This is a genomic window from Nonomuraea bangladeshensis (assembly GCF_039529455.1).
Lineage (GTDB): Bacteria > Actinomycetota > Actinomycetes > Streptosporangiales > Streptosporangiaceae > Nonomuraea > Nonomuraea bangladeshensis.
Map to the genome: position 1 here is coordinate 22657 of NZ_BAAAMV010000001.1, position 12893 is coordinate 35549.

Consider the following 12893-nt stretch of genomic DNA (forward strand, 5'->3'; position numbering starts at 1 on the left):
GGGTCAGTTCAGTCCGGACGACTGGTAGACGTCGGGGACGCCGTCGCCGTCGGCGTCGGCGCTCTCCGCCTCGTGGACGCGCCGATGGGCGCGGGCCCGCAGCCGCAGGATCACCGTCGCGAAAAGCGCGGCGGCGAGCGATCCGGCCAGTACGGCCACCTTGACCGGCTCCGCGCCGGCCGCGCCGAACGCCAGCTCCCCGATCAGCAGCGACACGGTGAATCCGATGCCGCCCAGGACGGCCAGTCCCAGCAGGTCGATCCAGGCCAGGCCCTCGGCCAGGGTGGCGCGGGTGAAGCGGGCCACCAGCCAGGTCGCGGCCAGGATGCCGAGCGGTTTGCCCACGAGCAGCCCGGCCACGATCCCGGCGGCGACCGGCTCGGTCAGGGTCCCGGCCAGGCCGCTCAGCCCGCCGAGCGCGACCCCGGCCGAGAAGAACGCGAAGACGGGGACGGCGATCCCCGCCGAGATCGGCCGGAACCGGTGCTCGAAGTGCTCGGCCGGCCCGGCCCCGTGTCCGTTCTTCCGCGACAGGACGGGGACGGTCAGCGCCAGCAGCACCCCGGCCACGGTGGCGTGCACGCCAGAGGCGTGCACCAGCCCCCAGGTGGCGAGCGCCGGCGGCAGCAGCAGCCACCACGCCCGCACTCCCCGCTGGACCAGCGCGCCGAAGACCGCGAGCGGGACGAGGGCGCCCAGCAGCGGCAGCACCGCCAGGTGCGAGGTGTAGAAGACGGCGATGACGACGATGGCGATGAGGTCGTCCACCACGGCCAGGGTCAGCAGGAAGGTACGCAGCGCGTCCGGCAGGGAGCGGCCGATCACCGCCAGCACCGCCAGCGCGAACGCGATGTCGGTGGCCGTGGGGATCGCCCACCCCTCTCCCGCCCCCGCCGGGCCCGCGATCGCCAGGTACACCAGGGCGGGCACGACGACCCCGCCGAAGGCTGCCGCCACCGGCACCGCGGCCCGCCACGGGTCGCGCAGGTCGCCGGCGACGAACTCGCGTTTCAGCTCCAGCCCCGCCACGAAGAAGAAGATCGCCAGCAGGCCGTCGGCGGCCCAGGTGGCCAGATCGAGGTTCAGGTGCAGCGCGGCGGGCCCGACCTCGATCGCCCGCAGCTCCTGGTACGTCTGCGCCCACGGCGAGTTGGCCCAGATGAGCGCGGCCAGCGCGGCGGCCAGCAACAGCGCGCCGCCGATGGTCTCCTTGCGCAGGATGTCGGCGATGCGGCGCGCCTCGGGCCAGCTGCTCCGGCGGAGCAGGCGTGGCGCGTTACGGGTCGGGGTGCCGGGCATGGGTCTCCGCTCGTGAGAGGGTACGGGTCGATCACCTGCCGACCAGACTTCCCGGCACACCTGATAACAACGTATCAAAACGGGCAAACAACAAGGTTCAGCGGACTCGGTACCGAGGAACGCGCGGATCCGGGCCGCGACGGCGGGACAGTCGGAGCCGAACCAGATCAGGCGACTGTCGGCGCGGCTCCCCACCAGCTCGGCCCGCGGAAGCGTCGCGACCAGGGACTCGGCGTGCGCGAAGGGCACCGAACGGTCGTCGCGGGTCGCGCTGACCAGGGTGGGCCGGGCTTCCCGGCGCACCAGGCTCAGATACCAGCGCGGCGGGCCGAGCCTTTGCCCTCCCGTGGGCTGGTCCCACCGGCCCCGGGGCAGGCAGGACCAGAGGGTTCCTTCCCGGAGGTGGCGGTGAACGACGGCCAGGCCGGCCGGCCCGTCCTGGTCGGCTACGACGACTCGACCGAGAGCCGGCACGCGCTGCGCTGGGCGGTCGAGGAGGCGCGGCTGCGGAGGCTGCCCGTCCTCGTCTGTCATGCCCTGCACTGGCCGTACGCCACCAAGCCGGTCTCCGCCGAGATGATGGCGCAGATCGAGCAGGTGGCGCAGGGGGTCGTGGACGAGGGCGTCCACCGTGCGTGCGAACTCGCCCCCGAGGTGGACGTACGGGGACTCCTCACGCGAGGCACCCCCGCCGCGGTGCTCCTGGAGGTGGGGCGGGAGGCGGAGCTGACGGTGCTGGGATCGCGCGGGCAGGGCGGGTTCGACGACCTGCGGGTGGGATCGGCGGCCGTCCAGGTGCCCGCCCACTGCGTCACCCCGGTCGTCGTCGTACGCCCGGAGCTCCGGCCGCCCGCCGCCGGCGCCGTCCGGGTCGTGGCCGGCCTGGACGGCTCGCCCGCCTGCCGTACGGCCCTGGACTTCGCCCTGGACGAGGCCGCGCTGCGCCTCGGCACCGTGACGGCGCTGTGCTGCTGGACGGAGTGCGGATCGTCGTCCTGGCCGGATCCGCTGCCCTTCGTGGACTCCCACGCGCTGCGCAGAGGAGCCGAGGACCGCTTCCGCGAAGTCGTGGCGCGCCTGGCCGGTCGTCGCCCGGACGTGCCGGTGACCACCGAGTTCGTGCCGGAACGCCCGCAGCGCGCGCTGCTCGCCGCCGCCGAGGACGCCGCGCTGCTCGTCCTCGGCAACCGGGGGAACGAGTCCCGTCCGTGCCTGCTCCTGGGGCCGGTCACGCAGAGCGCACTGGCCGAAGCCGGGTGCCCGGTCGCGGTGACCCCGGCGTCCGTCCTGCGACCGAGGGTCCCACCGGGCTGACCTCCGCGAAGTACGGCCCCGGCGCACGCGCCGGCGTGGTCGCGTAACGCCCGGTCGGCGGTATTCGGATACCTCTACTGCAGGACGTTCCCGATGCGGCCGGTCACGGCCGGGCAGGAGGGCCGCGTGTCGGAGCGTGACAGGTTGCTGGCGGCGATCCTGCGGCGGCTGGAGGCGGCCTCCGACGGCGGTGACCCGTCGGAGGTGACGTCGCGCGAGGCGCTCGCCGAGGCCAGGCGGCTTGAGGACCTCGTGGACGGCGGCGACCTTGAGGCGCTCCGTCTCCTGGGATGGCTGCACCTGTACCGCGTCCAGGCCGGCGCTCCGGACGCCGACCGGAGTCTTGAGACGGCCGTGGACATGTTCACCGTCTGCTTCGTGTCAGGGGTCCAGGGGCTGCCCGAGCCCTTGCTGCCCGTCCTGGCGCTGCGCGCGATGCCGCCCGGGCTGGCCCTGCTCCAGCAGGCCATGGCCACCACCGACCTCGGCCTGATCTCCGCCTGCGTCGAGCTCTGGCGGAACATCGTCGCCGCCCTTTCCGAAGAAGACGATCAGCGCGCGGGAAGCCTGTCGAACCTCAGTGGAGCGCTGCGCGCCAGGTTCGACCGGACCGGGCAGGCTGCCGATCTGGACGCCGCGATCGACGCCGGCCGAGCCGCGGCGGCCACGGCACCCACGACGCCCGAGGGCCGGCCGCAGCGCGCGCAGATCCTGTCCAACCTGGCGGGCTCGCTGCGGGCCAGGTTCGAGCTCACCGGCGACGTGGCGGACCTGGAGGCGGCGGTCGAGACCGGACAGGCCGCGGTCGGCTCCGTCCCGGCGCGCGCCCCGGAACGTTCCTCGTACCAGAACAACCTCGCGCTCGCCCTGAAGGCCCGCTTCCACCACACCCGCGCCCGGGAAGACCTGGACGCCGCGCTCACGACCTTCCAGGAGGTGGCGGCGGCCACCCCTCCTGATCACCCGCACCTGGGGACCCGCCTGTCGAACGTGGGCATCTCGCTGCAGGAGCGGTTCGAGCTGGACGGGACGCCGCAAGACCTGGACGCCGCGATCGACGCCGGGCGCGCCGCGGTCGCCGCCACGCCCGCCGGCCATCCGCGGTACGCCGTCCACCTGGGCAACCTGGCCACCGCTCTGCACATGCGGTACGAGCTGGCCGCGTCACCCGAGGACCTGCGGGAGCTGGTCGAGGTCTGCGAGCGGGCCGTCGCGGCCGTGCCCGAGGACCATCCCTCGTACGCGGCGCACCTGGCCGCGCTGGCCGAGGCGTGGCGTACCCGTTTCCTGATCACGAACACGGACGACGACCTCGAGGCCGCGGTCGGCGCGGCCCGGGCCCTGCTCGGCCGGACCCCGCGGGACGACCCTGAGCGGCGGCGGCGGACGCTGGGGTTCTTGATGGTCCTGCTGCCGTGGGCGCAGCGCGGCGGGCACGTGGACGACCTCGACGACCTGGCCGACCTGGACGTGCTGGCCGAGCTCGTACGTGACGCCGACGTCGGCGAGGACACGCGGGCGTCGATGCTGTCCTTCCTGACCTCCCTGCTGCAGCGGCGCTACGAGCGGACGGGCACCACGGCGGACGCGGACGCCCTGGTCGCCGCCGCCCGTGACGCGGTGGCCGCCTCCGGCGCCGGGGACCACGATCACCCCATGCGGCTGTCCCAGCTGAGCGTCGCGCTGCGCAGCCGTTTCGAGCGGACCGGCGACGCGGCGGACCTGGAGGCCGCGGTCGAGGCCGGCGAGGCGTCGGTCGCGGCGGCGGGTCCCGGGCATGCCACGTACGGCTCGTGCGTGTCCCACCTGTCGCTGGCGCTGCAGGCCCGTTTCGACCTCACCGGGGACCGGGCCGACCTCGCCCGCGCCGTCGACGGTTTCCGCGCCGCCGTGGAGTCGGGCGACGGCGACCCCGACGACACGGCCCGCTGGCAGGCCAACCTGGCTCAGGCGCTCACGGTGTGCTTCGAGCAGACCGGGGCGGCGGAGGACCTGGACATGGCGATCGACGCGGGCAGGGCGGCGGCCGGTTCGCTGCCCGCCGGCCCTGCCAGGGCGAAGGCCCTGTCCAACCTCGGCGTGATGCTGCGGGTCCGGTTCGGGCAGACCGGGGTGCTCGCGGACCTCGACGAGGCGGCCCGCCTCGGGCGGGAGGCCGTCTCCTGCACCCCGGCGGACCATCCCGACCGGCCGGGGTACCTGGCGAGTCTGGGTGCCGCGCTGCGCCTGCGGTATGAGCGGATCGGATCGGCCGGCGACCTCGACGCCGCCGTGGAGGTGTGCGGGGAGGCGGCGCGGCTCGTGCCCGAGGACCACCCCGACCGGGCCAAGTACATGTCCACTTTCGGGATCGCCCTGCGGGCCCGCTACGAGCGGAACCGGGTGGCCTCCGACCTCGACCTGGCGGTGGAGGCCGGGCGGGCGGCCGCGTCCAGCCCCGGGGGCGGCCCGCTGAGCCGTGCCAAGTACCTGGCGAACCTGGTGGGGATGCTCATGTCCAGGTTCGAGGACACCGGGGCCGAGGCCGATCTCGACGAGGCGGAGGCGGCGAGCGCCGAGGCGGTCAGAGTGTTGCCGCCGGGGCATCCCGACCACGCCCCGCAGCTGAACAACCGCGGCGCCGTGCTGCGGGCCCGCTTCCTGCACCGGGGCGTGCCGGCCGACCTGGACGCGGCGATCGACGCGTTGGAGTCGGCCGTACGGCTGGCGCCGGCGGGGCAGCCCGGGACGGTGGCCTACCTCGTCAACCTGGGCCTGGCCAGGAGCCTCCGGTTCGAGCGCGCCCATGACCGGGCCGACCTCGACGCCGCCCGGAGCGCGTACGAGCGGGCCGCCCGCACCGCCTCGGCGGCCCCCTCGCGGCGCGTCCTCGCCGCCCGCTCGGCGGCCGGTCTGATCGCCGCCGAGGATCCCGGCCGTGCCGCCGACCTGCTGGAGGAGGCGGTCCTGCTGCTGCCCGAACTGACCCCGCGGCGGCTGCGGCGCGGCGACCAGCAGGACGCGCTCGCCGCGGTCGCCGGACTCGCCGCCGACGCGGCGGCCCTGGCCCTGGCCGCTCCCGGCGACCCCGTGGCGCGGCGGGCCGAGCGGGCGCTGCGGCTGCTGGAGGCGGGACGCGCCGTGCTCCTGAGCCAGATCCTCGACACGCGTAGCGACCTCACCGACCTGTACCGGCGCGACCGTGAGCTGGCCGAACGCTTCGTGACGCTGCGCGACCGGCTGGACGGCTCCGGCGAGGCTCCCGGCCCGTCCGTCATCACCGGTGACGCGCCCGAGGGCGGTCCCGCCACTGGGGATGACGACCAGGCGGAGGAGCGGCTCAGGACCGCCGCCGAGCTGGCCGGCCTCATCGAACGGATCCGCGTGCTGCCTGGCCTGGAGTTCTTCGGGCTGCCGCCCTCCCTCGACGAGCTGCGGGCCGAGGCCGTGGACGGCCCGATCGTCACCTGCAACGTCGGCACCTTCCGCAGCGACGCGCTCGTGCTCACCGCCCAGGGCGTGATCGCCGTCGAGCTCCCCGGCCTGGACCAGACGTCGGTGGTCGAGCGGGTCGTGGCCTTCCACGAGGCGCTGGAGCGGACGTCGGAGGCTCCCACCCTCGCGGACCGCATCGCCGCGCAGCGCACGCTGCTGGAGATCCTCCGGTGGCTGTGGGACGAGGTGGCCGGTCCCGTCCTGCACGCCCTCGGCATCGACGGCCCTCCGGAGGAGGGCGCGGACTGGCCCCGGCTGTGGTGGGCCCCCGGCGGGCTCCTGAGCCTGCTGCCCCTGCACGCCGCCGGACACCACGCCGGACCCGGCGATCCCGGCCGGACCGTACTGGACCGGGTCGTCTCCTCCTACACCCCCACGATCCGGGCGCTGCACCACGCCCGCCACCGGGACGCGACGCCCTCCGCCGAACCACCCGGCAGGACGCTGGTCGTCGCGGTGCCCGCCGCCCCGGGCGTCCCCGGGCGGCTCGCCCACGTCCCTGCCGAGGCCGCGACGGTCGCCGCCCTGCTGCCCGGCCCGATCGTCCTCACCGTGCAGGAAGAGGACGGACCGTCCGGTGACGGTGAACCGACCAAGGCCGAGGTGCTGCGGCTGCTGCCGGGCTGCGCCATCGCCCACTTCGCCTGCCACGGGCACAACGACCCGGCCGACCCTTCGGCCAGCCGCCTGCTCCTCCTCGATCACGCCGACGACCCGCTGACGGTCGCGGCCCTTGTCCCGGTACGGCTGGAGCAGGTGCAGCTGGCGTACCTGTCGGCGTGCAGCACCGCGTTCACCGGCCGCGCCGACCTGCTGGACGAGGCCATCCATCTGGCGGGGGCTTTCCAGCTCGCCGGGTTCCCGCAGGTCGTGGGCACCCTCTGGGAGATCGACGACCAACTGGCCGTGCTGGTCGCCGACGGCTTCTACCGCGACCTGTGCGCCGGGACGGGCCTTCCCGACACCTCCCGCTCGGCCCACGCCCTCCACCGCGCCGTACGGGACATGCGCGGCAGATTCCTCCACGCCCCCTCGCTGTGGGCCGCCCACCTCCACGTCGGCGCCTGACGGCACGGAGCTCATCTCATCAAGAACCGAGCCGGCTCCCCTAGGACGTGCGCGGCGGAGACGGCGTCCGCCATGCGAGACCGCAGAGTGTCGAGGGCAAGATCGACAGGCAGTGCCGCACTGAACTTCAACCCGTTCAGCGCTCTCTGATCCACTTCCGGAAGGAGCACCGGAAGGTTTTGCACGGCCCTGCGCCATGTCTGAGCACCCAGGTCATTACGAAGCCGGAGATTCAGGGCGTCAGTCCGTTGAGCGGGGTCGGACAGCGGGCCGAGCGTCGCTCTCAAGGTCGCGTTGGCCCGGTGTCCGGCCCACGTCCACCAGACCACATCCCCTCCCTCTCTGACCACGACAGTCCCACCCGCGTGAACCAGATCCCCGTACTCCCCTCTGATCTTCTCCAGCCCCCTTCTGGCCCGCTGTGTGAGACGTACCGGCGGGTCTGCGCCGAGGACGACATCGCGCATCGCCCGCGCCAGACGGAAGGAGGTCCCGCCGAAAGCGGAAGAAGGCCAGCGAGCTTCGCCCCCAGTCCCTTCCACGGGATCGACGAAGCAGCGGCGCCGCTTCCAATCAACCCAGTCGACCTGCCAAGTACGGCCGGCGAGCAACAGCAGCCGCGGCCCGGCCGACTGGGCGGTCAGCAGGCCCGGGTCCATCCTGCCGATCTCCGCGTTCTTGTGCAGCACGGTGAATTCGGGGGGTGCTGTGAAGACTGCGACCAGGTCTCTGAAGTGCTGACGGCCGAAGCGCTGCTCGGCTTTGGTACCGACGAACAGCATGCCTCCGTCCCGCTCCAGGAAGCCTGCGGAGACAAGGAACTCGACGATCTCCTGTGCGTCTTCAAACGGTTCGAGCCCGTTCCACCAGTCCGACCACAACTGGTCACCGACTCTTCCTTCCTGCAGGGCGAGCGCCAGGAGTTGCTGAGCGACGATGTGACGGGGTTGAGGCGGCGGCTGTGTCAGCTCCACATAGCCCGTGCTCCAGAGTTGAAGAAGTCCCGCCGCGCTGAGAAGGTCGTCATGGTCGAGTGCGAGCAGCAGGCAGTTGCGCGGGGTGTTCGAACGACGGCCGGTACGGCCGAGGCGTTGCAGGAACGAGGCGACCGACCACGGCGCGTTGATCTGGATGACGCGGTCCAGGTCGCCTATGTCTATGCCCAGTTCGAGAGTCGAGGTGGAGACGATGACGCAGTCCCGCGTCTGCTCGAATGCCTCCTCCGCCCGATGCCGTTCCTGCGCGGAAAGGGAGGCGTGGGAGAGGAATGTCGTCACCCCGTGCTCGCGGAGCAAGTGGCTGAGTTCCTCCACCATCTGTCTCGAATCGCAGAAGACCAGCCGTTTCTCGCCGTGGTGCAGCGCCGCGATGAGCTTGGCCGCGTTCGAGACAGTCCCCACGTGATCCAGTTCGAGGTCAGGCTGAGCGGCCGAGTGGCCGTCCTCGGGGCTGACGACCTGCGCGCGGCGGCCTACCCCCGATCCTTGCAACCACGAAAGCAGGTCCTGCGGATTGCCTACGGTGGCGGAAAGGCCGACTCGCTGCAGTGGCCGGCCCGCGAGCCTGTGGAGGCGTTCCAGTACCGCCAGCAAATGCCAGCCTCGGTCGTCTCTGGCGAAGGCGTGGACCTCGTCGACGACCACGACCCGCAAGTCCCGCATCAGACGCCGCTGGTCGACCTTGGTCGAGATGAGCATCGCCTCGAGGGATTCAGGAGTGGTCAGCAGAATGTCCGGCGGGTTCCTGAGCATCGCCTGTTTCCGAGAGGTCGAGATGTCACCGTGCCATACCGCAACGTCGCGCCCCAGCCAGGCGGCATAACGTTCCAGTCGAGGGTGCAGGTTGTTCAGCAGCGCCTTCAGCGGACAGATGTAAAGGACGGTCAGCCCGCTCCAGCGCTGTTCCTCCATCATGGTCAGGATGGGAAAGACCGCCGCCTCGGTCTTGCCTCCTGCGGTCGGAGCCAGAAGGAGCATGTCCTCACCGTGCTGGATCGCTTCGCCCGCCGCGACTTGCAGCGGGCGAAGCTGTGACCAGCCGAGCGTGTTGGTGACGTGGTACGCCAGCGTGGGGTGCATGCTCAGAAGTCGAGTTCTACGTCGTCGGCGGATCGGGGCCGCCGCCCCCCTCGTGCCGCGTTGCGTTCCTCGTCGGTCAGTTCGGTGTCCCGCAGGGTGAGCCGGTAGTCCCTCCGCGGGTCGAAATCAGGGTGTTCATCCACCTTGTAGAGCACGTCGGTGACCAGTTTCCGCAGGAAGACCCGCGGCGAGGTGCCGATCTGCCCACCGAGCCGGCCCGCCACCGCCAGGGCCAGCTCGGTGACGTACGCGTCGTCGACCACCGTCCTGATCCTCGCCTCCTCTGAGGCGCCGCCCGCGTACAGGTCTCGTACGGCACAGCCGAGCATGACGAGCTTCCCCTGGTCCAGCCCTGTGAGCCGGATCTGTGGAGCGCGGGTGGCGTCGAAACGCGGGTCGCCGCTGAAGTCGACGGCCAATCGCTGCGCCAGCGGGGCACTCTGCTGCACGCCCTTGGAGCCTTCGTAGAAGGCGGGGGTTCCGGTGATGACCAAGTACAGGCCGGGGAACCTGCCCTTGTCGATCTCGTCAATGAGCTGTCTCAACGTGTTGAGGCTCTTCTCCCGGGAGTCCGAGCGCATCCGTTGCAGCGTCTCGATCTCGTCCAGGACGACGAGCAGACCGGCGTATCCGCAGTCGCGCAGCACGACCAGCAGACCGCGCAGGAAGTCGAGCGCGCTGGTGGAGTCGATGTCGCCTCGGATGTTGGCGTAGCGGCGAATCGGCGCCGCGACGTTCGGCTCGCCACCGGCCCAGGCCAGCAGACCGTCTGCGATGTCGTGCTCGTCCCTGAGTCGCGCCCGGCGATAGCCCCGTAGCGCCGCGGCGAAGGCCGGCGCGGTCTTCGAAACCTCGGCGAGCCTGCGCTCGATGAGCTGGTCGACCGCATCGGCCACGCCCGCCCGGTCGTGCTTGTCCACCTCGCCGGTGGCCAGCACGACGTCTTCGAGCGACAGCAGCCAGGAGTCGACGATCTCTCTGAACGCACTGTGCTGGCTGCTCGCGCTGGACAGCGCGCCGATGAGCCGGCGGTAGACCGTCTCCGTCTTGTACAACGGCGTCTCGGTGTCGGAGATCTGGATCTCGCTGGTCGCCATTCGCATGCGCTTGGCGCGCTCGGCGAGCCAGCGCGCGAAGAAGGTCTTCCCCGAGCCGTATTCACCGCGCACGGCCTTGAACCCGCTGCCACCGGTCGTGACGGCGGCGAGCTCCTCGTCGAGGCCCTTCTCGAACCGCTCCATGCCCACCGCGAACAGGTCGAGACCCAGTCGCGGGACGGTTCCACGGCCAAGGGCAGCGATGATCTCGCGCCGTTTGGCGCGGCTGACCTTCCTGGTCGCCGTCATTCCTCGTCCTCCAGAAACTGCTCCCCGAGCAAGGCGATGTTCAGGTCGAGCATCTTGTCACCGTCCTTGAGCATCAGCACCGAGATGCCGTCGACGCCGAGAAGCTTCTTGGCTTCCCCGATCAGCAGTCGCGTGCGGTCCTCGGGCTCGGCGATCAGCCGCGCCGCCTGCTTGACCGGCAGGACGCCACCGGCTTGTTCAAGCCCGTCGAGCAGCAGCGCGATCTGCTCATCAGTGATCTTGGCCGGGATTTCTGCCCGCTGCTCGGCATAGGTGGCAGACGCTACGACCTTGCCCCCGAGCCCGCGGACAGAAGTCCGGACAGCTTCCGGCACAGGCACGGGAGTGCTCGGCCGAGTGGTCCTGGCCTGAGGAACCGGCTGGGCGGGCCGGGGCTCGCTGACCGGTCGGCGGGCTGGGGCAGGAGGGGAGACCGCGATCCATTGACGCTCCACAACAGGCGGCGGGGCGGGAAACGGCGTTCTTTCCGTGATCCGTGACGGAGCGGGCTGGCTGGACCGTTGCCTGGTCGGCCGACCGACGTCGGGACCCGGTCTCGGCCGGACGGGCGGCCGTGACACGGCGATCCACTCACGTCCCTCGATGACCCGCACCCATTCACGGGCCGACGGTCTGGTACCGGCCGGGCCCGCTGCTCGTGCGAACATGGACCGCACCCGTCCCGCGAGGTCGTCCGGCAGCCCCGCGAGCAGCGGCAATTCGCCGCCGGGCCGCACGTAGGCATTCCTGGCCAGGACTCTGCCGATCAGCACGGCAAGCTTGTATCGATCTGTATCGAGGTCAGGGCCTGTTGACGGTTCGAGCGGATCCTCCCAGTCGGGGCTGTGGGCCTGCTTCAGCACCGGTTCCGCGCCGAGGCGCCGGAAACCATCGCAGTCCAGAATGTGGACCTTGTACGGCTCCTGGGCAGACCAGAGCAGGTTCCGCGCGGAGATGTCGCCGATCACGTACTGGTGTCCGTGCAGGAAATCCACCAATTCGGCGAATCTCCGCACCAGTTGGATCCGCCCCATGTGATTCGGCAGGCGCAGCTCCTGCCAGGCCCGCTTCTGCGGGAACAGCAGGAACTGCAACTCGACCAGGCGCGGCCGGCCCGCGATGAGGTCGTGGAAGTCGTCGGGAACCTCGGGCATGAGGAAGCCCACCGCCCTGTTGCCTTCGACGACCCTCGCGATCGGCCAGGCGCAGGAGGAGAACAGGCGGTCTCGATCTTCGCGGGGCAGTCCTGCTCCGAACTCGACCAGGTCCGCCAGGGCCTGGCCGTTCACCGTCCCTGCCGACTTGAGGTACTCCTTGTACACCACGTCCTGCGGGCCGATCAGGCGGGTGACCACACCCTGCCCGCCGTCGTTCAACGGCACGGGTTCGAGCTGTAGCGAGGAACGTGGGCGATCCAGCAGATGCGGAACGAAGGCCACCTCAGACGCTCCAAACGCAGATGGCGGTCCGATCATCGTCGTGGGTCCTGGCCCGGAAGCTGAGCTGCCACAGGAACTCCGGGAGCGACGGCGGCTCTCCCCCTCCCCACCATGCGGCCAGCTGTTCCCTCACCGCCTGACCGGCCATCGGCTTGGCCAGCCCATCCGTGCAGAACAGCAGCATGTCCCCAGGGTTGAGGATCCACGTGTTGACCTCCACCCGTGCTGCGTCGCCCGGCAGCGCGTACGTGGCCGAGGAGGCGAGAGTCTGGTCGTTGTCCTCCTTGAAGCAGGAGGTCCACACCCCGCCCTGGAGCTGCATCGCGGTGCTGTCGCCGACGCGCATGATCTGGCAGAGGCGGGCGCCGCGCCGCGGGCGGAGGTCCATCACCGCAGCCGTCAGCGTGGTGGCCACCTGTTCCGCCGCGAATCCCTCCTCCGTGGCCTCGTCTGCCAATGACTCAGCGATCGCGGTGAAATAGGCCGCCGCCGAAGCGGAACCCGTCTCATAACCGTTGAGCAGGCTGCCGGGAAGCTCGTCGAACGCGGCCCGGCACGCAGCGGCCGCGCCGAAATGCGACATGTCCCGGCTCCCCAGCCCATCGGCCACCGCCAGCAGAACATGGGACTCCCCCAGTCTTCTGATCAGCATGGCGTCCTGCCGGGGCATCCCGTCGTAGCGGTGAAAGTCACCCCGCACCGACGCGCCGCGGATGACGAGTCCCTCCAGATCGGCGCCGTCGATCTCGGTGTCGGGACCGGCCCGGTTCGCTATGGTCAGCGGACCGGGCGCGGATTGCAGGCGAGGAGTCTTGCCAAAGATCATCGGCTCCGGGAAGCGCGGCGTGATCACCTTGTCCACGTGTGGGTTTCCT

Annotated in this window: 7 protein-coding genes; 2 read left to right on the top strand and 5 right to left on the bottom strand. The window is 71.4% G+C overall.

The features are described 5' to 3' along the window. Window positions 1–3: 3 nt before the first annotated feature. Entirely contained in the window at window positions 4–1299 is a 1296-nt protein-coding gene (gene nhaA, locus ABD292_RS00115; RefSeq protein WP_344204082.1) for a Na+/H+ antiporter NhaA, read from the bottom strand. A 408-nt stretch (window positions 1300–1707) separates the two neighbouring features. Between nhaA and ABD292_RS00120 the strand changes: the two genes are divergently transcribed. Together ABD292_RS00120 and ABD292_RS00125 are read left to right on the top strand one after the other, a co-directional pair. Continuing rightward, complete coding sequence (locus ABD292_RS00120) at window positions 1708–2613, top strand: universal stress protein (RefSeq protein ID WP_344204083.1); 906 nt, start codon at window positions 1708–1710, stop codon at window positions 2611–2613. A 126-nt stretch (window positions 2614–2739) separates the two neighbouring features. Beyond that, window positions 2740–7155, top strand: a complete 4416-nt coding sequence (locus tag ABD292_RS00125; protein WP_344204085.1) for a CHAT domain-containing protein — start codon at window positions 2740–2742, stop codon at window positions 7153–7155. An 11-nt stretch (window positions 7156–7166) separates the two neighbouring features. Here the strand turns inward: ABD292_RS00125 and ABD292_RS00130 are convergent, their stop codons facing one another. The 4 genes from ABD292_RS00130 to ABD292_RS00145 are packed head-to-tail and all read right to left on the bottom strand — an operon-like array spanning window position 7167 to window position 12880. Next, entirely contained in the window at window positions 7167–9233 is a 2067-nt protein-coding gene (locus tag ABD292_RS00130) for a DEAD/DEAH box helicase (RefSeq protein ID WP_344204088.1), read from the bottom strand. A gap of 2 nt (window positions 9234–9235) precedes the next feature. Further along, the gene (gene brxD / locus ABD292_RS00135; protein ID WP_344204090.1) at window positions 9236–10579 is read right to left on the bottom strand and encodes a BREX system ATP-binding protein BrxD; all 1344 of its coding nucleotides are present in this window, start codon (window positions 10577–10579) and stop codon (window positions 9236–9238) included. Next, on the bottom strand, window positions 10576–12018 hold the full coding sequence (locus ABD292_RS00140) for a hypothetical protein (RefSeq protein WP_344204092.1): 1443 nt from the start codon (window positions 12016–12018) through the stop codon (window positions 10576–10578). The genes brxD and ABD292_RS00140 overlap by 4 nt, the downstream gene beginning before the upstream one ends. Window position 12019: 1 nt before the next feature. Next, a complete protein-coding gene (locus ABD292_RS00145; protein WP_344204094.1) occupies window positions 12020–12880 on the bottom strand; it encodes a protein phosphatase 2C domain-containing protein in 861 nt (286 codons plus the stop codon). Between the last annotated feature and the right edge of the window lie 13 nt (window positions 12881–12893).